At 45.0% G+C, this 19733-nt stretch carries 14 protein-coding genes; 1 reads left to right on the top strand and 13 read right to left on the bottom strand.

Annotation, left to right across the window (positions count from 1 at the left end):
- Window positions 1–18: 18 nt before the first annotated feature.
- The 13 genes from C1N53_RS10825 to C1N53_RS10765 all read right to left on the bottom strand — a co-directional run bounded on the left by C1N53_RS10825 (window position 19) and on the right by C1N53_RS10765 (window position 17257).
- Window positions 19–1320, bottom strand: a complete 1302-nt coding sequence (locus C1N53_RS10825) for an O-antigen ligase (RefSeq protein WP_137759325.1) — start codon at window positions 1318–1320, stop codon at window positions 19–21.
- 15 nt (window positions 1321–1335) lie between these two features.
- Window positions 1336–2553, bottom strand: a complete 1218-nt coding sequence (locus tag C1N53_RS10820) for a glycosyltransferase family 4 protein (protein WP_137759324.1) — start codon at window positions 2551–2553, stop codon at window positions 1336–1338.
- 32 nt (window positions 2554–2585) lie between these two features.
- Complete coding sequence (locus tag C1N53_RS10815) at window positions 2586–4112, bottom strand: lipopolysaccharide biosynthesis protein (protein ID WP_137759323.1); 1527 nt, start codon at window positions 4110–4112, stop codon at window positions 2586–2588.
- A gap of 109 nt (window positions 4113–4221) precedes the next feature.
- Window positions 4222–6594 (bottom strand): polysaccharide biosynthesis tyrosine autokinase, encoded by a 2373-nt coding sequence (locus tag C1N53_RS10810; protein ID WP_137759322.1) that lies wholly within the window; start codon window positions 6592–6594, stop codon window positions 4222–4224.
- A gap of 4 nt (window positions 6595–6598) precedes the next feature.
- Window positions 6599–7312 carry a polysaccharide biosynthesis/export family protein gene (locus C1N53_RS10805; RefSeq protein WP_240773189.1) on the bottom strand — a complete coding sequence of 238 codons (714 nt, stop codon included), beginning with the start codon at window positions 7310–7312 and terminating at the stop codon, window positions 6599–6601.
- Between the two features lie 744 nt (window positions 7313–8056).
- Window positions 8057–8269 carry a hypothetical protein gene (locus C1N53_RS10800; protein WP_137759320.1) on the bottom strand — a complete coding sequence of 71 codons (213 nt, stop codon included), beginning with the start codon at window positions 8267–8269 and terminating at the stop codon, window positions 8057–8059.
- Between the two features lie 205 nt (window positions 8270–8474).
- Window positions 8475–9782 carry a PAS domain-containing sensor histidine kinase gene (locus C1N53_RS10795; RefSeq protein WP_137759319.1) on the bottom strand — a complete coding sequence of 436 codons (1308 nt, stop codon included), beginning with the start codon at window positions 9780–9782 and terminating at the stop codon, window positions 8475–8477.
- The gene (locus tag C1N53_RS10790) at window positions 9766–11145 is read right to left on the bottom strand and encodes a sigma-54 dependent transcriptional regulator (RefSeq protein WP_137759318.1); all 1380 of its coding nucleotides are present in this window, start codon (window positions 11143–11145) and stop codon (window positions 9766–9768) included. The genes C1N53_RS10795 and C1N53_RS10790 overlap by 17 nt, the downstream gene beginning before the upstream one ends.
- Window positions 11146–11221: 76 nt before the next feature.
- Window positions 11222–12400 carry an ABC transporter permease gene (locus C1N53_RS10785; RefSeq protein ID WP_137759317.1) on the bottom strand — a complete coding sequence of 393 codons (1179 nt, stop codon included), beginning with the start codon at window positions 12398–12400 and terminating at the stop codon, window positions 11222–11224.
- Window positions 12397–13638, bottom strand: coding sequence for an ABC transporter permease (locus C1N53_RS10780; protein ID WP_137759316.1), 1242 nt, complete (start codon window positions 13636–13638; stop codon window positions 12397–12399). The genes C1N53_RS10785 and C1N53_RS10780 overlap by 4 nt, the downstream gene beginning before the upstream one ends.
- 4 nt (window positions 13639–13642) lie before the next feature.
- Window positions 13643–14341, bottom strand: coding sequence for an ABC transporter ATP-binding protein (locus C1N53_RS10775; RefSeq protein ID WP_137759315.1), 699 nt, complete (start codon window positions 14339–14341; stop codon window positions 13643–13645).
- Between the two features lie 36 nt (window positions 14342–14377).
- Window positions 14378–15856 (bottom strand): TolC family protein, encoded by a 1479-nt coding sequence (locus C1N53_RS10770; protein WP_240773188.1) that lies wholly within the window; start codon window positions 15854–15856, stop codon window positions 14378–14380.
- A gap of 153 nt (window positions 15857–16009) precedes the next feature.
- The gene (locus C1N53_RS10765) at window positions 16010–17257 is read right to left on the bottom strand and encodes an efflux RND transporter periplasmic adaptor subunit (protein WP_137759314.1); all 1248 of its coding nucleotides are present in this window, start codon (window positions 17255–17257) and stop codon (window positions 16010–16012) included.
- A gap of 345 nt (window positions 17258–17602) precedes the next feature.
- Here C1N53_RS10765 and ppk1 point away from each other — a divergent pair, with 345 nt between their 5' ends.
- Window positions 17603–19711, top strand: coding sequence for a polyphosphate kinase 1 (gene ppk1, locus C1N53_RS10760; RefSeq protein ID WP_137759313.1), 2109 nt, complete (start codon window positions 17603–17605; stop codon window positions 19709–19711).
- Window positions 19712–19733: the final 22 nt, after the last annotated feature.

Here is a 19733-nt window from a genome sequence, read left to right as displayed (position 1 = left end):
AATCTTGTTCAGGGGTTACTACGATGAAATTAACTTTTCTTTTAAAGCGATTAAATTTGCTTTCCGGCGTTGGGCAAAGGCTTTCAGATAAGTAACATGCTCTATACGTTCTTCTTCGACAGTGGCAATTGCCCAGCCTAGGAAGGCATAGTAAAAGGCCGGTAAAACATAAGAGATGCCGAAAACAAAGCCTGTACTCACAAACGAAACAAGTATAATTTCTTTGTCGGTAATTGATCTCTTTGTCAGGCTCTTCCAGATAACGTAAAGGGCAGCCAGGCAGAACAGGAGCAGGCCTGCAAAACCAATGTAGAACAAAATATCCACATAAAAACTATGGAAGTGGTGTCCGTTTCCATCTTCAAAAACAGGCTGGTCTATATCGTCCCGGTAGAACTGAATAGGTAATTCAAAGCCTTCGTTACGCATCCCGAACATAAAGTTCTCTTCAATAAATGGCAGGTATGAAAGCCACTGTTGGTAACGCCAGCCGCCTGTGCCCTGAGAATCCATGTTCTCGATATCGGAAATGCTTTCCTGTACTTTGTCTATAATTTCGGGATGTTCCGAGAATAAAAAGGCACTGCTGGCAATACCTAGTATAACCATTACAGTAGCCACGGGCATTAGCCTGCCTACAAAGTTGATCGGTTCGTTGCCTTTAAACCTGATAAGCAGGTAATACACCACCAGTACCATAGCTGTTGATACCCAAACGGTACGATGCTGGAAAAAGAAGATGTTCAGGAGCACAAAAAGCGACATGAACAGATCAAAGAAGCCTCCTTTGTAAAGGTAGCGGCTCAGGAAATACAAGAAAGGGACCACCAGCATGTATACGGAGGTGGAGTGTACGCCCCTGTTATGATTCGTAAAGGAAGATATACTTAGCGTATGCGGATTCACAATGATGACGTTGAGCCAGAACGCAGCCAGGATGAACCATACCACATGCGAGAACTTCAGATGATAATTTCCTTTATAAAAGGTATAAACAAAATAAATGTAGTACAGGAAAAGTATCCGCTGAAACACGTGCGGGTAAATCATGATGGAGTTGTAGTAATAATACGACTCAAACATCATAGCCAGTAAATACAGGGTGGTAAGGCCAAAGGCAAAGCGCATGAATGGCGACATCCGCTTAAAGTAAAATGTACTGTAAAGAAATGCTAATGCCGACGATCCTTTAATGATCAGGTTTAAGAGCGAGGCTTGCGTGTTCAGGTTTTTAGGTGCAGCCAGCTCTGTAAACATATTATCAGAGGCACAAATAAGGGCCAGCGGAATAATAAATAAGAAGGAGTAATTCAGTTTCATAAATGTCTTCTGTTATCAGGTCTGTAGCGAATTGCTGATCAGGTTCCTGCGTTCTGAAGAAGAAGCGCTTTTGGTAAGGGGCACTATTGGTTTTCCCATCACCTCACTTAAGTAAGCCAGGTGTTTGTTAATGATCACATCTTCAGAAAAATTTCCCTCGGCAAATTTATAGCCTTCCCGAACCAGCTCTTTATACAGTGTTTCATTCGATAGCACCTTGCTTACTTCAGCTGCAATAGATTCAGGAGACTCTACATCACAGAGAAGGCCAGCCTTGCCATAGTCGAGCAGGTGAGGGATATACCCGCTCTTTTTGCCGCCCACAACCGGTGTCTGAGCAACCATGGCTTCTAAAAGCACCATGCCGAAAGATTCCTCACGTGAAGGATGTAAAAGTAACTGCGCTTTCTGTATCAGCTCAAAAACTTCGCCGTACGGCAAGGGACCGATAAACCGAATTCCGTCGGTCAGGTTATGGGCTTGGGCATACTGTTCCGCCAAACCACCTTTTTCTGAGTCTACACCTACCAGGTAATATTCCAGTTCGGGATACTGTTTACGCAGAATCGAAAAAGCATGTATGGCTGTTTCAATGTTTTTACGTTTGGTAAAGCCTTGCGCTACTGTAATAATATAGTTTCCTTTTATAGCAGAAGCAGATAAGCGCTGCTTCAGGTTGTAAGGGTAAAAGTTGTCGATAACTCTTGTCTTTTTCCTGGTTCTTCGGCCAAGCTGGTTAAATGTATAAACAGAATTGGCTACCAGGTGAGTAGCTTTATGAACAACAATGTAGTTAATCATCCACCTGACCAGGCGAAACATATCCGGGATTTTTAGAAGGATCTGGAAAGCTACATCGTGCAGATGCACAATAGTTGGTATCTTGGTTTTAAGTGGTGCCCAGGCATACTCATAAGACCATAAAGCACAAATAACATCAGCAGGATTGGCTTCTATGGTTTTACGCAAATCTTCCACTTCAAACTTAAAGAACCTTCTGCCGGGTTGAGGTTTATGTCTGCTTATACAAATAGTCAGGTTACCGCTACTGATAACCCTCGGTTCGTCTATTTCTCCTGAACTTGTATAGCCTATAACTTTGAAGCCACGTCTGAGTAATCCATTTATAAAATGAGATGTAAGCGGGAAAGCATTCGTAGTGGGCAGGTCGTTGCTATTCACGTCCCACTCAAGTAACTTTAAATCAATCGGTCCGCTAACTCCTATCGTCATATTCTGTTTGTTTTAACCTGAGGCAATAAAATTTATGCTCCCTTTAAAATATAGTTTCTGTACTTGTGTATTATCTTGCTGTAATACGTGTCTGTTTTGTCTGCGATGCCAAATCTGGTAAGAATGGCCTGAATCTCAGAGCGGAGTAGCTTATGCGGGAACAGCAAGGTAAGTGTTCCGAGAAGTATACCTCCGATTGCAATCTGAGCTCCTAAGATTAACCATAAAGGCAGGTCAGCTCCACGCATCATAGTACTTACCAGGTACATGGCTACTGCTATCACAATGCCATTTATCAATCCCGGCATATAAATTGAAATCTGTTGCCTGTACGAAATCTCGAGCACGCGGTTCATCAAGCGTTGATATAATATTATACGTACGAGTTCACCTAAAAATATAGCCGCTGCAAATCCTACCAAACCATACCCTCTGAGCAGATAAAAAAAGAAGCAGATCATTACTATAAAAATTACGGTTAAAACGATCTTTGGATTTAATACTGCTTTGGCATCGCATACAATACCTGCAAACATGGTAATAAAGCTTAAGGGTATAGCCAGACTCAGTACCTGCATCACGGGCACAGCTTCCATCCACTGGTCGCCGAGCATAATGGCAATGATTTCCGGAGAAGCTACCAAGATGCCTAAACACATTGGGATTATAATAGCGGCCAATAAGGTAATACTGGATAAATATACTTTGGCAAGCTTTTTTGTATCAGCCTGTAACTTGCTGAAAGACGGAAAGGTTACCTTCATTAGTATACGGGTAAGCTGGTACATTGGCAGGTTTACCAGCATATACGAGCGATTGTAAATACCTAGCCTGTGTGTGCCTAGTGTCCGGCCTATTAATATGGTGCCAATTTCCTGGTTCAGGAACTCTAAAAAACTGATGACAGACATCCTGCTGCCATAGCCAAACAGAGCCTTGTAATGCTCCCACACAAAAAGCAGCACTACATTGTGCCTGATAACAGCGTAAGCACCTATGGCTACAATACCAACCTGTAAAAGCGAGGCACAGACAAGGCTCCAGACGCCAAAGCCCAGGTAGCCCATTGTAAGGCCTACGCCTAAATAAGATATAATATAAGATACTGTTTCCAGTATGCTCAGCGTTTTAAAATGCATGTCCCGCTCAAGCAGGCTGACAGCAGTTGTTGAAACACCGCTGATCAGGAAAGAAAGCGCCATTACCTTTACTAACGGGATCACGTCAGGATTGTCAACTATAAGCGTAGCAAAGGGTGCTAAAAGATAGCTTATAACGGTAAACACTAATCCCAGCAGGAAAGAGGAAGTAAATGCCGCCCTTACGTTTTCTTCCGTAAGGTGCTCTTTCTGTATAATTGCCTTGGTTAAGCCGAAATTTGCAAAGTAGCTTCCAAACCGAAGTACAACCTGTGCACCGGCAATCAGACCAAATGCACCCGGATCGAGCAGCCTGGCCATGACAGCATTGCACCCAATCTGCATAACGGCATTAGCTACGGTTGATGCCGTTCCCCACTTAAGTCCATTTACAGCCTTGGAGGCCAGATTTTTACTCATTGTTACTGCCCAGCATTAAGGGTATAATACAGGAGTGAAAGATGTTGTCATCTATCACTCCTGCCAGATTATTTGTATAGGTTAAATAGCTTTAAGCGGTAGGTTCCTGCTAAACATAGTAGTAAGTGGCTTTTTTCTTATAGCCATACTCGTATGTGTTGCTGTAATCCAGGTCGTTGATAACTGTGTAAATGTTCTTTACGCGCTTAGAAGCATAAAGCTCATTTATCTGCTCCAGCATGTCTTTGTTGGTATACTTATGCTTGACCACATAAAGGTTAGTATCCATGTGCTTCATCAGGATAAAGTACTCAGAAACAAACCCTATAGGAGGCGTATCAATAACAATATAATCGTAATTCATTCTCAGCTTTTCAATCAGTTCGCGCATTCTTGGAAGTTCGAGTAGCTGGATAGCATTATCCGGTATAGGGCCTGCTGATATGATATCCAGGTTTTCAACTTCGGTTTTTTGCAGTACCTCCTCCAAGGGTAAGCCTTTGGTGAGGTAAGAAGAAAGCCCGGCTTCGTTGCTTGTATTAAAGTATTTGCTGAAAGTTGGCTTTCGCATATCAGATTCAATCAGCACGGTTCTTTTGCCCGACATAGCCATCTCGCAGCTAAGGTTAACCGAAGTAAAGGTTTTGCCTTCACCGGATACAGAAGAGGTAATGCCCACTACTTTAAAATCAGTTTCAGCTAATACATACTGCAGGTTTATGCGGAGCGACCTGAATGATTCTGCAATAGCTGAGCGTGGCGTATTTTTTACAGCCAGTTTATCAGTTTTGGAACCGTGCGCAATAACTCCTAAGAAAGGAATGTTGGTAACTTTAAGCAAGTCATTCTTTCCCTGTATAGTGTTATCCACATTGTCGATCAGTACAATCATGGCTGCAGGTATAATCAGGCCGATAACGAGAGCCAGCATATAAATCATTTTTGGCTTCACGTTTATAGGGCCTGCGCTGCTTAAGGTAGCCTGATCCACAATCTTTTTATCAGTGGTGTTGGTAGCAAGGGAAATAGCAGCCTCAGCACGTTTCTCTAGCAAGAATTCATACTTCTTGCTTATAAAATCAGCCTGTCCCTGCAAGTCCATTAACTTACGCTCATTTTCAGGTACTCTTGCCAATCTTGTTTCCAGATCGCCTATCCTGCGGTTAATATCCTTGATGGAAAGATCAGCCGTACTGATCAGGTTTTTAAGGTTGGCAATAATTGTATTGCGTGTGCTTCTGATCTCACCGTTGATCTTCTGTAGTCTTGGGTTATCTTCTGTAGCACTTACGCTGAAACCTGCTTTCTGCTGGTTCAGGTCTGCCAACCGCTGAAAAAGGTTCACAAGGTGCGAGTTGGTAATACCGGCAACGTTAGGCGAAACAGCCTCATAAGCATCATCGTTTCGCTGAATATCTTTGAGTATAGCAACATAAAGTTCTTTGTCGGTGCTTACTCTCGATTTTTCTACTTCCAGCTGCGATAGCTTTTCATAGCTGATGTTCGATTGTGTGCTGATGTTGGTAATTCTTTCAGAAGACCGGAAAGAAGATAAAGCCTGCTTGCTTTGTCTCAGAGAATCTTCTAAATGTGTAAGCTGGCTCTCGATAAAGGCGAGTGTTTTTTTACCGTTCTGGTTCTTCTCGTACAAATCGTTCGCTACATATTCTTCCATCAATGTATTCAGGAAAAGAATTTCTTTTTCAGGTATACTGCCTTTGCTGCTAAGTTCCAGCACGCGAGACTCGCGCTCTATGGGCTTTACAACCAGGTTTGCCTGAAACTGACCAACCAGGCTCTCAAGGCTGTTTACCACAAAAAGATACTTCTTAGCAGGCGTGTTATCTGCCAGGTCGGCTTTGTTCAGGGTAAAGCTCATGTACTGGTCTTTGTAAGGTTTCCCAAACTCCAATACCCTTGTAAATTCAACTTCCGGAATAAATTCTACGGCAGCATGCTTTCTGAAGCTGTATTTCGATACATTCTTCGCTTTCATGGTAAGCTCGTATTCTTTGTCGGAAAGAATCTTAACTTCAAACGGCGCATCTACTAACTGGTAAGAGGATGTATCCAGTTGTACTTCGTATGGAGCAGATTCATACTGTTCGCTTTTAATTAAGTCAAAAGCTGAGTTAAGCCAGTGATCTGCCACCTGGAAATAAGATACATTATAATCAAGCTTTTTTACAGCTTTCTTTACCATGTCGGCTGACGTGATTAAGCCGATCTCGTCTTCCACTTTAATACCTTTATCCTGTACTGCCAGTATTTCCAGCAGTTCCTGGGCCTTTTTAGAGCCGGTATGCTGATCCCCTAACAGGAGTGTAGCCTTAAACTCGTATAAACGGTTAGAGCTTTGCACAAATACATAAGCGGCTGCCAGCGATACCAGAGCAAATGCAACAAATAAATACCACTTGGTCTTGAATTTGAAAAACCAGCTTTTTAGATCTATCTCATGCTCTTTCTTATTCTTTTTCATTGGTTTATTTAAAGTAATTAAGTAATAAAACTGCTGCCGATATAGCTGTAAATACAACGTTTAGCACGATAATGTTGTCGCGATCAACCTGAGTTTTGCTTGGCTCTATATATAATGCATCGTTGGGCATTAAATGATAGTAAGGTGATTTTGTTAGATTAGGATCTGTTAAGTCCAGCAAAATAGTCTCGGAGCCATTCGGCGTTTGGCGGATGAGTTTTATATTACGTCGATTTGCTACTTGTGTTAGGTCTCCGGCTTTAGCCAGGCCTTCCAAAATACTTGCGCGATCGTTGTAGATGTAGTAGTAGCCTGGCTGACGAACCTCGCCAAGCACGCTTACCTTAAAGCTTATAAGTTTAACTATTACCGTAGCATCCAGAATATAACGGACAACATTCTTCTGTATAAGATCCTGGGCCTCTTTGGTGGTAAGCCCAGCAACCGGCAGTTTGCCAACACTTGGCAACGTAATATTCCCATCCTGATCAATAGAATAACCTGTAATGTACATACTGCCAGGTTCACCGAAACCGAATGAACTGGAAGGGTCTACGATGTTAAAGATGCTGGAAAGCTCTGGCTGGTCGCTCTGAACTTTCACAGAGAGTACATCGTGTGGTTGAAGTTTATAAGGGGTATAAGGGTTTGGTGTATTCACAGGCACCTGCTCTTTCAGATTGTCATTCTGCATATACACAAGTTGGCGTTTTGTCATGCATGAAGTAAAGCAAATCAAAAGAGCAATGAAGTATCCAAATCTTCTCATGGTTGTTTTTTAGTGCTATAAAGGGTGTAAGTGTTGAAAACAGCGGTAAATGGTATTATTCTAATTATAATCTTTAATATTTATTATATTATAGGAATACTGCTTTATTTTGTCAGCCTTATATACTTGCAAAGCCAGAAAAAGATGCTGTTTTAATAGATATTCTGTTTAATTTCTGAAAATCAGTCTTGGTGGCCATGTGTAAGTGTATGGCTAACAATTATTTGTAGGGTTATATTCGCGCCTCAAAGCTGAGACTGAGTGAGCCTTTAATGCATGCACATGTTGCCCAACAAGCAAGGCTTAGCTGTAGAAAAGGAGGAGAAGAAAATAGGCCTTCTGGAAGGGTGCAAGTTTAAACTTTAAAAGCAAAGCTTTTATAATTGTCTATTACCTAGACAGGCGTGTTTTAATTACTGCTGGTGTAAGCAGCTTATATTCAGAAAAGTGGTGGTTGTTCTATGCAGTTTTAAACAGCTGTTTGAGGTAGTGTAAATGTTGTTTTTGTTTCTTAGAATGAGCTTTGGAAATGCTTAGAAACAAGAAGAACTAACAGAGAGGCAATTGCATTAAGTGGCTCTTAAACGCGCTCAGGCTGCTATGGCAATACTCATTTAAAAAGAAACACACCCAAAACTTACTGCAGGCAGTAGTTATGGGTGTGAATCACCTTTGGCTAAAAAATAAAGTCTTTTACTCAATCCATTTCATGCGGCGATGCTGCTTCGGAGCGGCCTCCTTTCGGGCAGGCCTTATTCTGTCAGAGGGGTTTCGCACAAGCTGCTGTGCGTATCCTTTGTTGTGCTCTAAAATTCCTCCTTTTAATTTCCATCCCTGCGGAAGGAATGCAGCAACTTCGGTTGCTAACAATTCTAAACTGGGTGCTGTAACTATATTGTACTCCATATCCATCTAAACTATAAGTCCAATATAGAAAATAATTTTATAAGTTGTACAGGTGCGGCTACGAAAAAAATGAAAAAATGTTTGAGGTAGTCTTATTTATTGCCTTTTTGATAAAATTATGCTATTTCTTCTTCTGAAAAGGAAAATTAAAAAAATGCGTTGTTTAGGATAGTTTTCAAGGTAAAATAATATTGTGCATCATGCATTAGTAGCTGCTCAGGTTAATTATAAACGCAGTAATACCAGCTTCATCAGAGGTCAGGCTGAAGGTAAAACCATGATTTAAAAGTATTTCCCGTATCATCGTGAGTCCAATGCCCTGACCTGTTTCCTTGGTGCTGAAAAAGGGTGTGAAAAGCAAAGGCCGGATATGCTCAGGTATACCTCCACCATTATCGGTAATGGTAATGCGTGGTGGCGAGGTTTCAGTCCTGATATGTATTTCTCCTTCATTTCCAATGGCTTCTGCCGCATTTTTAAGAATATTAATCAGTGCCTGTTCTATCTGCTGCTCATCCAGCGAAACCAGCAGAGGAGAACCTGCGGGTGTAAATGTATAGCAGATATGGCGCCTGTTGAACTCCTGTTGCATGAGGCGGGACAGGCGGTATACTATTGCGTGTACATCGGTTGTTATCTTAGTCGGCTGCGGAAGGCGTACCACATCGGCAAAATTACTCATAAACCTGCTCAGGTTCTTGTTCCGGTCTATGGCAACCTGCAGCGCATTTTCAAAATCCGGCTGGTCTTCCGGGGCAAGCTGCGGCGCATAATACTTTATAGAGTCCAGAATAGAGTTAATAGCGCCTGTTGAGTTATTTATTTCGTGCGACATCATCCGGATAATCTTTTCATAAGCCTGCCTTTCGTTCTTAACCATAGCCTCCGTAAGTTCTTCCATCAAAACAAAAGCATGCTGAAAGCCCCTGTCAATAAAATGGCCTCTGTGGCAACGGAAAATGCGTATTCCGTCTATCCTGAATGTTTTAGCTTCTCCATCTTTAATAGAAGCCAGCTCTGTTGCCCACGCTTTAGGCAACTCATGCAGGTGCTTTTGCAGAAGTTCCTGCTTCTGCACCTGTAAAAAGCGTTCTGCAGCCGGATTAACAGCTTCTACATAATTATCAAACCCAAGCAGAATAATACCTGCCGGCGATGCCTGTGTCAGTTTTTCCAGTAGAAAATGTTTCTCAGCCTGTGTTATACGCTCCTGTCGTAGCTGGTCAATCATTCTGTTATACACACTTACCAAGTCGTCCAGCTCCCGTTGGCCAACAGGTGCAAATTTAGTCGAGAAGTCTTTGTCACGGATGGACTCGATGCCGGATCGCAGGATGCGGAGGGGTTTGAAAAAAGCCTGGTAGAGTTGCGCTGTAATAACGACAGATACAAGCACCAGAACTTCCATACCTATAAAAAGATAAGGACTTTCCTGCAACAAAAGATAAGCTGAGGCTGCCAGAAGGCTATGCACCACAACCGCGAATAAAATGAACTTAATCTGTAATGTCATACGGGATGCCAAATTTTTCGAGGCGACGGTATAAAGCAGCACGGCTTAACCCCAGTGCTCTGGCTACTTTGCTAATGTTGTTGTGGTAAAACAGCATAGATTTCCGGATCATGGAAGCCTCCATTTCATCTAAGGTCATAGTGCCCACTGCTGGCAATGCTTTATCGCCTGCTTTGGCAGGCCCTTGCTGTGCCTGGGCCTGAAAGTCTTCGGCCTCTAAAATTTCGCTTTCCGATACCAGCACGGTCCGCTCTACCAGGTTTTTAAGCTCGCGGATGTTGCCGGGCAAGGGTAGCTCCTTTAGCCAGTAAAGGGCTCTCTGACTTATCTCCAGCTCCGGACGGTTGTATGTCCTTTTCAGGTTGCTTATAAAGAACTGCACCAGCAGGGGAATATCATCCGGCCGTTCCCGCAGCGAGGGCAGCTTTACTTTTATGAGGTTGATACGATAAAACAGGTCTTCTCTGAACTTCCCTTCCTCTACCAGTTGCTCCAGGTTGCGGTTGGTTGCGCATACCACACGAATATCCAGCTTGCGGGAGCGGCTGTCACCAAGTACTTCATAGGTCCTGTCCTGCAACACCCGCAGCAGCTTTACCTGGCTGTTCAGGTCCAGCTCACCGATTTCATCCAGGAAAATAGTGCCTTTGTTAGCCATTTCGAAACGGCCCGTACGGTCGGCTTTGGCATCGGTAAAGGCTCCGCGCTTATGCCCGAACATCTCGCTTTCGAACAGGCTGGAGGATATACCTCCCAGGTTCACTTTTACAAATGGCTGATTTTTGCGGAGGCTGTTCCGGTGCACCGCTTCCGCAATCAGCTCTTTGCCCGTGCCGCTTTCGCCTTCAATCAGCACAGAGGCATCAGTAGGAGCTATCTGCCCGATTTTTTTTAGGATCTGCAGCAGGCGAGGGTCCTGGCCTACAATGTTGCGCAAATCGTATTGCTGGTCGAGCTTTTTTCTGGTAAGGCTTTCGTCATTACCTGCTTTATGGCTGGATAAGCTCAGGGCCGTTTGCACCGACTGCAGCAGGTACTCGTTGCTCCAGGGTTTGGTAATAAAGTCGGCTGCGCCTGCACGCATGCCTTCTACTGCCAACCCAATAGATCCCCAGCCTGTTATAAGGATTACAGGTATCTGTGGCAGGAGCTTTTTAAACTGGCCAAGCAGCTGAAGCCCATCGTGGCCGGTAGTCTCTATGGAGAAGTTCATATCCATGAGAATAAGCTCAAACGGATACTGCTCCGCCAGCTGGAGGGCTTCATTCGCTGAGGCAGCCTCTTTACTCCTGAACCCTTTTTGTTTAAGCAGCAGGCTCAGCGAGACACGTACAGCAACATCGTCGTCTATAATCAGGATCATGTGTGGCTAAAATTGGGGTATAAAGATAAGACTTAAAGGTAAAAGCAGCAGGCTTAATACCTGCTGCTTTTAAAGGCTATTCTTCGTGCAAGGCAATAGCCGGGTGTATGGCTGCGGCTTGCTTGCTGGGGTAAAAGGCGCAGCTGATAGCCAACAGGTATATAATTCCAACAGAGATAAGCAGCGCATCCATATAAACCTCTGTCTCTACCTGGAACACCTGTAGTAGCGGTATCTGAACGGCAAAAGCTATTCCTAGCAGTAGCCCAAACGTTGCCAGTACCAGCACCTCCCCAATAAACTGATGATATACCTGTCTGGCGGAAGCACCCAATGCCCTGCGTAGGCCAATCTCGCTGTTACGGCTGTTAATGTTATACCAGAGCACGCCAAACAAGCCCAATGCCACGTTAAAAATCAGAAAACCACAGATTACTCCTAAAGCGATCAGGGGAACCATTGCCAGTTTCGCTTTATTCTGCCGCATTTTCTCCAGGGTAGTTACTTCCAAGGTCCAGTTTTTGGTTATGCCTGAGAACTCTTTCACCATGGTTTCTTCAAAGGTTACTCCTGTGCCGGCCTTTACCCGTATCAGAAGCTCTCCGTGAAAAGCATCTTTATTTTTAGGCAAGTTGATTCGTGTGAGCATACCGGGCTCCTCGGCTGTATACTCGCTGCCAGGTCTGAAATGCTCGACCACGCCTACCACCTGGTAATTAACAGAATCGTTTTTAGGAATAAGCTTTCCTAAAGGGTCTTCTTCTAAAAACAGCCGTTGCTGCAGTTCTTTGTTTATAACAACGGGTTCGTGATGAGAGGCATCGTCTGGGGCTCCAAACCAGCGGCCCCGGCTTACCTGCAGTTGCATTACCTTGTCAAAATCGTCCTGCACCTCATAAAAATTTGGCGTTACCTCTTTATCCTTATACTTCACTACATTCATCATCTGGCTGAATGAGAAAGGGGAGTTGCTGGAGGAAAGGGAAATGTTTTCTACTTCCTGAAAGGCCTTTGCCCGCTGTAGTAACTGCTCCAGTTGCTGTCGGTTTAAAGCGGTGGAGTCTGTGGCGGGCCGCATGCTCAGCAGCCAGACATTCTCATGAGAAAAGCCAAGCGGTTTGTTATAGTTGCGCACGTTGTACACCACCAGGCTGAGCACAGCAAAGAGTACCAAAAAGCAAAAGAAGATTTCGGTCATCAGCAAGAAGTTGCTCTTTTTCCGGTTCCAGATCAGTTTAAATAGATGGCGTATCATTTTATACCTCCTTTCAGTGCCTCAACGGCATGTAATCGTGACATTTTATAAGCCGGGTACACTCCCGAAAGTAGCCCGAACAGCAGGCAGAGCAGCAGCCCTATAGCGAACACACGCAGGTTCAGAGCCAGATGGGCGTATGCAATCAGGTTGCTGTCGTTAATAAGCCATAAAGCCACTGCCGACAACGCAAAGCCGACCAGCCCTCCCAACAGCGTCAGGAAGATGTTTTCGATAATAAACTGACTGATAACGTTAGAGGAGGTGGCGCCGAAAGCCTTGCGCACGCCTATCTCCGAAGAACGCTCCATAATACGGCTGATGTTAATATTTACCAGATTGATGGCTGGCAGCAGCATGAACAGCAATGCTACCCCTGCCAGCAGCGCATATAACTTCAGGAGGCCGGACTCGCGGCCATTGCCCAGAAAAGTGCGAGCAAAGCTTTCTACCACTGAGTCGGGGGAGGAGTGAACTTCAGTTCCTTTTTCCGGTTGCTGTCGCTCCACTTCGGCCAGCATGGTAGCATATTCTGCCTTTATGCTGGAAACATCGGCAGGTTTATGTGCTTTAATTGTGGCAAAATACACCCCGTGCAGTCCGGGCTTATTAAAATCCTGGCTCCGGAGACTGATAGGAACCCAAACATCAGCATAGGAGTGGAGGCGCAGCACGGGGACATCTTCCACCACACCCACCACACGGTATTTTACCTGGTCAGCCTCAATGGTTTTTCCTACTGCCTCCATATCACCAAAGTATTGCTCACGGGTTGTCTTGTTTATCACAGCTACCCGGTTGGCACTCTGCACATCCTGTTGGCTAAAAGGACCACCTTCCACAAAGTTAAAGTCCAGCAACTGCCAGAATTCGCTGTCGGTGTGCTTCAGGTCCAGAGCCAGCTTACGGTTGTTGATGTAGCTGTTAACAGTATGGAATACAGAATTGATGGAAACCTGCTCTGGAGTGTGCATTGTGCGCACGTGGCGGTTCAGGAAATGGTAGCTGGGCGGGCTGCTGTTCATATAGCCGCCATCCCTGCTAACACGTATCATGTTCACAAAAAGCAGGCGGTCCATGTCGTGTTCTGGCATCTGAGGGCCAAAGGCATGGTCGTATAAGGCGGTGGCCACCATCAGCACCATTAACGTAAAGCTGATACCGAAGAGGCTGATGAAGGTAAAGAACTTGCGCCGCAAGAGCACCTTCCAGGCTATTTTAAGGTAGTTTTTCAGCATGGCTTTATACTTTCTGGAATTCGAAAACTTTAGAATCAGACACCTGCTGCCCGTCGAAGAAGCGGATAAGGCGCTCTGTTTTATGCGCCATATTCTCGTCGTGTGTTACCATTACAATGGTCGTGTTGTCCTGGCGGTTCAGGTCAAGCAGAATATTCATCACCTCTTCTCCCATTACCGAGTCCAGATTACCTGTCGGTTCGTCGGCCAGTATAATTTCCGGCTGCCCCACCAGTGCCCTGGCAATAGCCACCCGCTGGCGCTGGCCGCCGGAAAGCTGGCTTGGGTAATGCTTGGTGCGGGCGCTCAGGCCAACTTTCTCTAAAGCTGCTTTGGCACGCCTGGTTCGTTCTGCAGCTGAAATGCTGCTGCGGTAGAGTAGCGGCAGTTCCACATTATCCATCACGCTCAGGTCATTTATCAGGTGGAAACTCTGAAAAATGAACCCGATCTTTTCGTTTCTGATGTGTGCCAGTTGTTTGTCTTTGTAAGAGGCTATGGTCTGGCCATCTATGGCAATGGTGCCGTTTGTAGGTGCATCTAGCAGGCCGATAATATTAAGCAACGTACTTTTGCCGCAGCCGGAAGGCCCCATAATGGAAGCGAACTCACCTTTGGGTATGGTAAGGTTCACGTTCTGCAGGGCCACCGTTTCAATAGATTTGGTCTGGTAAACCTTTTCGATGTTTGATAGGGAAATCATAGTTTTAGAATATGTTTTTAAGTTAATGATTTTATGTCAGTTTTTGTTGGTCGCCTCCGCCCTTAGCGCTTCATTGCGTTCGAAATCGAACAGCGTGAGCTGACGCAGGTTATAGTAGGCTTTCCAGAACTCGCTAAGCGAAATAATGTAGGCACGCCTGGCCTGGTCTTTTTCTGATAAGGCGATGTTTAAATCTGTAATGCTGATGCGGCCTATCACAAAGGTGCTTTTGGTGATATCATACCGCTCCTGGGCAATGGCATCTGCTTCGGCAGTAGTGGCAATCCTGGATTTCAGCGTGTTGTATTGGTTTACCTGTGTAAGTACCTCTTGTTCGAAAGTGGCCTCTTCCTGTTCTACTGTATACTGCACCAACTGCCGGTTCAGCTCTGTTACCTTAATGTCGGAGCGTTGCCTGCCCCAATCTAATATGGGCATACTGAAGCCTATGCGTGCGCTTTGTTGGTTGCCGGGCCGAGTATAAATATCTGTAAAATTGCCGCCGCTGTTGGTTAGGCCGAATGTTGCAAAAAGGCTGGCATTTAGCCCGTTATCTCCTTTCGCCTTGGCTACTTTACTTTCAGCTTCCAGCAGCCTCCTTCGGAAATTAGTGCTCTCTTTCCTGTTCTTCCTTGCTTCTGCCAATGCAAATCCTGCTTTAACAGTGGTAGCGGGCACCTGTTCCGGAGTCAGCAATTGTAAGAGTAAACTGTCTTTTAATCCTACAAAAGTTTTCAGGGCCAGCGTGGCTGTTTGCTCATCCAGGGTAGCCTGAGCCTGGGCCAGGTCTGCATTCAGTACGGCCAGGCGCAACTGCAGGAGGTCGTTTTTGGATAAGCGGCCCAGTTTGTATTTCTCGCTTGCTATATGGTAAAGAGTATCGTTATTCGCCAGGTTTTTAGTGGCAATTGTTCTGTTTGTCTGCGCCAGGAGCAGGTCGAAGTATAGTTCTGTAGCCTTAACGGCAATTTTTTCCTTTTCTTCAAGAAATTGTCGTTGCGACTCCTGGTAGCGTAAGGGCTCAATCCGTTTGTCCCAGGCTAATTTATTAAAAGCAAACAACGGCTGTTCAATTCCTATAATGGCCGGATTGCCATTGTAGCGCTTCTGATCACGATCAAAATCATCGAAGCGCTGCATCAGAGAAGTTACAAACACACGCCCTCCGGTAGCTCCGATAACCTGTTCAAGGTTTAGCGAAAGCTCAGAGTAGTTATTTGCAACAGGTCTGAAATCAATGGTGCCATCCGGTTGTGTAACAGGTGTTATGGTACGGCTGAAATCAGGCAGGTTAGCACTCATGCTCAGTTGTGGCAGGTACTGCGATTTGTAGTTACGCCACAGCCAATAGCTGTTTTCCCGGCTGGTTTGTGCTTGCCTGGCTGCCGCCGACTGCTCTTGCGCCAGTTCTACCACCTCCTGCAGGCTCATGGTGCGCTGGGCAGGTTGTGCAAAACAATTGGTGCAGAGCAGCTGCAGTACAAACAGCATAAAAAGGATGATGAGGTTTTTCATAGTTTTTTTGGGGATGCACAAGTCACAGGACATAAGACGAATGACTTTCTTCTTGTTATTTCGAGTGGTAGCGAAAAACCTGTTATAGTTGCAGTCATCTAAAGTCAATATAGCAGAGGAGAATAATGAGTCTTGTGTCTTACATCTTGTGTCTTATTTTTTCAATCTTATCTTGTTCATATGCTGGTAGTCCTGCATGTCTGTGATGATCACTTCGTCGCCGGGTTGCACGCCGCCTTCCAGTTCTACAAAATCTGCATTGCTAACCCCGATTCTGGTCGCTTGCCTGATTGCTTCATCATCCCGGATGATGAAAACCTGCTGAGCAGATGCACGCTGGAAGTAAGGGCCATTCTTTACCCTGAGCACATTGTCTTTCGAGGCAGTGGTTACATAAACATCCACGCGGAGGTTGGGGCGTAGCAACTGGTGCGACTTTTCATCCAGCGCAATAAAGAAAGTGACGATGCCATTTTCTACAGATGGTTTTACAGATGCGATAGTACCCCTTAAGTCGGTATCGTTTACCCGCACCGTTACGCTGCCACCTGTTTTCAGCTGCCCGGCATATGTATCGGAGATGGTGGCCTGTACTTTAAAACTGCTGAGGTCGGCGAGGCGGGCAACTATATCACCGGCATTTACGGTACTGCCTATTTCGTTTTTTACCCAGGTAATAACGCCCGGCTTGGCAGTGCGAACCTCCGCCTGCTCCATTTTGCGTTGTAGCTCTTCTATAGATCTGCCCTGCATAGCCAGTGTAAACCCAAGCTCCTGCTCATCGGCTATCAGCAATTCCCGCTCGCTGGCTATTTCATGGTTGAGCTGGTTGAGCTCCTGTTGAGCAATTTTTAGGTTTAACTCGGCCTGCTTTACTTTTTCCTGGGTGCCGCCGCCAATCTGCAGCAGGTATTTTTCATCTTCCAGCTCTGCCTCCAGGCTTTTTACCCGCATCTGTTTAATGCTTAACTGCGACTGCAACGTGTTTAGCGTCTTTTGTAAGTTGAGGCGCATCTGCACTTTCTTATGCTGGTTTAGTTGCTGCTCGTCTTTTAGTTTATCATAGGCAAGTTGCGTATAGGCTTTGTCCAGCAGCAGGATCTGATCGCCTGGTAACACCTGTTCGCCGATATTGTGCACCACCTGTTCTATGCGGGCTTGTATGGGACTGGTGATAACCTGCTCGTGCTCTGGCACCACCACGCCACTGGCCGAAAGTGTTGCCACTACAGCGCCACGTTCGACCACAGCTGTTCTTACTTTTTCACGGCTAAGGCTGGGGCTTATCAGAGTCCTGAATCCAAGAACAGCTACCACTACCAGGGCAGCAGCTAATCCTATTTGCCAGATGCGCTTCCGCGTACGGGCTTGCTTGGCAGAGGCTGAAAGTTCACGATCCATAGTTTTATATACACATTGTCAGAGCTATATAGCCAATAGATGTGCCAAATGTATAACTATCTTGCTTTCAGCATTTTAAATGTAAAAATACCAAATTTTGCTATTGTGCAGGTGTTCGGAATTGAACAGAATGTGCGGTTTTAAGGAAGCTCCAGAAACCGAAACAGGGGCCTAAAATTAAATGCTATTGGCAGGCAGCATTTCCGGTATATTACGCCTTTCTAAAATTTATCAGATGAAATACAACAAATAAATATCTTTCTCCCTATCTTAAAGCACCAGATATAAATATTTGCTGGCTTTTATCGTTTAAGTACATCGCCAGTTTGTAATACCCAGGAAAACATGCTTGTTAATAAGGTTTCTGACCAGATAAAGAAAAGTAAATTTATTAGCCGCGATCTAAGTTGGCTGCGTTTTAACTACCGTGTGTTAGATCAGGCAAGAGATACCAACAAAACTTTTTTTGATAGGTTAAAGTTTTTAGCGATCACGGCTTCTAACCTCGATGAGTTTTTTATGATTCGGGTAGGCAGCTTGTATAACTACATAGACTATGGCAAAGAGAGGCTCGATTATTCGGGACTACGGGAGCTGCCATTCCGCAAAAAGCTGCTCGATTATGCCCACCGCTTTGTAAACGACCAGTACTTAACCTATAATAACGAGCTGAAGCCTCTTTTTGAGAAGCAGGGATTTGATATTTTAAAAGTAGGAGAGCTGACGGAAGTCGAACAGAAGAAAGTAGACAGCTACTTTAAAAACACGATCTATCCCATGCTTACGCCCATGGTATACGATACCTACCACGGTTTCCCGCTGCTCATGAACCAACTGCTTACGTTTGGGGTGGTTACCCGAACCATAGACGACCAGAAAGCGCAGGATAGGGTAACTTTTGTGCAGATACCACAGAACCTGGCCCGTTTCTATGAGATTAACCGAAAGGATAAAATTGTTTTTGTTCCTATTGAGGAAATTATCCGCTGGAAAATAAAGAAGCTTTTCAGGAACATAGAAATAGTTTCGGTTAACCTGTTCAGGATTACCCGTAACGGCGATTTTACGCTGGAGGAATCCGATGACCTGGAAGCAGACTTTGTGCAGGAAATTAAGGTAAAACTACGGACCCGGAAGAAAGGCCGTGTAGTGCGCTTAGAAATTGAGCGGAACCCTTCGCAGTTCATGCTCAAGATTCTGAAAGAACGCTGGACAATCGACAACGCAAACATATTTACCATCAATAGCCTGATCGATTTAAAGGCGCTTTGGCAAGTTGTGAAACACCGGCAATTTCAGTCTAAGTGTTTTAAACAGCCTGCCTCTGTTACTCCCCTCAGTGTGCCTTCTGATGGAATTGATCTGTTTGAGTACCTGAAGGACCACGATGTGCTGCTGCATCACCCATACAACAGCATGGAGCCGGTGGTAAACCTGCTTGAGCGTGCTGCCGAAGATCCCTCTGTACTGGGTATCAAACAAACGATTTACCGTATTGCCGATCAATCGAGGGTAACAGCGGCTTTATTAAAGGCGGCTGAGAACGGAAAGCACGTTTCGGTGCTTTTTGAAGTTAAAGCCCGGTTCGATGAAGAACGCAACATTAAAGAGGGAGAGCGATTGGAAAAAGCCGGTTGCTTTGTGATTTATGGTATAGGCAAGTATAAAACCCATACCAAAATGATGATGATCATCCGGAAGGAAGGGGAGAAGGTAACGCGCTATGTGCACATAGGCAGTGGTAATTACAACGAGCAAACAGCCAGGCAATATACCGATGTGAGCATGCTCACCACCAACGAAGTATATGCACACGATGTGTCGGAGTTCTTTAATGTAATTACAGGGCATTCGCGGCCAAACGAATACAAATACCTGCTTACTTCGCCCAAGAGCCTGCGGGCACAGCTTATTGAGCTGATTCGCAATGAAGCCCGAAATGCCAAAAAAGGGTTGAAAAGCGGCATCGTAATCAAGATCAATTCGCTCGAAGACAAAGAAGTAATTGAGGAGTTTTACAAAGCATCTAAAGCTGGTGTGCCAATAAAGTTAATTGTGCGGGGTATCTGCTGTCTTCGTCCAGGCCGCGAAGATTTAAGCGAGAACATTTTTGTGAAGTCGATTGTAGGGGAGTACCTGGAGCATAGCCGTATTTACTATTTCCATAACAATGGCGCCCCTAAGGTATACGGTGGAAGTGCCGATATTATGGTGCGAAGCTTCGACAGGCGTATAGAAGCTCTTTTCCTGATTGTGAACGAAGAGCTGAAGCGGGAGGCTGTGAATATACTGTATTATAACCTGCTCGATAACCAGAATTCTTACATCATGCGCGAAGATGGTACGTATGTGAAAAAGCGTACCTCGGCAAACGAAGAGGTTGTAGATATTCACAAGCTGTTCTATGCCAAATCGTATTGCGAAGTGCAGCAGGAAGAAGTAGAGCTGATCTAAAGCATAGCAGATAAACAGCAAA

It is taken from the genome of Pontibacter sp. SGAir0037 (genome assembly GCF_005491705.1).
In the GTDB taxonomy this organism is placed as follows: domain Bacteria; phylum Bacteroidota; class Bacteroidia; order Cytophagales; family Hymenobacteraceae; genus Pontibacter.
The sequence above is the reverse complement of the archived record's forward strand: the minus strand, read 5'-3'. Positions and strand labels throughout refer to the sequence as shown.

What these genes read in the sequence shown, in the direction of transcription:
- C1N53_RS10775 (WP_137759315.1), bottom strand. Translation starts at nt 14,341, where the DNA reads ATGATTTCCCTATCAAACATCGAAAAGGTTTACCAGACCAAATCTATT.
- C1N53_RS10810 (WP_137759322.1), bottom strand. Translation starts at nt 6,594, where the DNA reads ATGAAAAAGAATAAGAAAGAGCATGAGATAGATCTAAAAAGCTGGTTT.
- C1N53_RS10770 (WP_240773188.1), bottom strand. Translation starts at nt 15,856, where the DNA reads ATGAAAAACCTCATCATCCTTTTTATGCTGTTTGTACTGCAGCTGCTC.
- C1N53_RS10805 (WP_240773189.1), bottom strand. Translation starts at nt 7,312, where the DNA reads ATGACAAAACGCCAACTTGTGTATATGCAGAATGACAATCTGAAAGAG.
- C1N53_RS10790 (WP_137759318.1), bottom strand. Translation starts at nt 11,145, where the DNA reads ATGATCCTGATTATAGACGACGATGTTGCTGTACGTGTCTCGCTGAGC.
- C1N53_RS10820 (WP_137759324.1), bottom strand. Translation starts at nt 2,553, where the DNA reads ATGACGATAGGAGTTAGCGGACCGATTGATTTAAAGTTACTTGAGTGG.
- C1N53_RS10795 (WP_137759319.1), bottom strand. Translation starts at nt 9,782, where the DNA reads ATGACATTACAGATTAAGTTCATTTTATTCGCGGTTGTGGTGCATAGC.
- C1N53_RS10780 (WP_137759316.1), bottom strand. Translation starts at nt 13,638, where the DNA reads ATGCTGAAAAACTACCTTAAAATAGCCTGGAAGGTGCTCTTGCGGCGC.
- C1N53_RS10800 (WP_137759320.1), bottom strand. Translation starts at nt 8,269, where the DNA reads ATGGAGTACAATATAGTTACAGCACCCAGTTTAGAATTGTTAGCAACC.
- C1N53_RS10825 (WP_137759325.1), bottom strand. Translation starts at nt 1,320, where the DNA reads ATGAAACTGAATTACTCCTTCTTATTTATTATTCCGCTGGCCCTTATT.
- C1N53_RS10785 (WP_137759317.1), bottom strand. Translation starts at nt 12,400, where the DNA reads ATGATACGCCATCTATTTAAACTGATCTGGAACCGGAAAAAGAGCAAC.
- C1N53_RS10765 (WP_137759314.1), bottom strand. Translation starts at nt 17,257, where the DNA reads ATGGATCGTGAACTTTCAGCCTCTGCCAAGCAAGCCCGTACGCGGAAG.
- ppk1 (WP_137759313.1), top strand. Translation starts at nt 17,603, where the DNA reads ATGCTTGTTAATAAGGTTTCTGACCAGATAAAGAAAAGTAAATTTATT.
- C1N53_RS10815 (WP_137759323.1), bottom strand. Translation starts at nt 4,112, where the DNA reads ATGAGTAAAAATCTGGCCTCCAAGGCTGTAAATGGACTTAAGTGGGGA.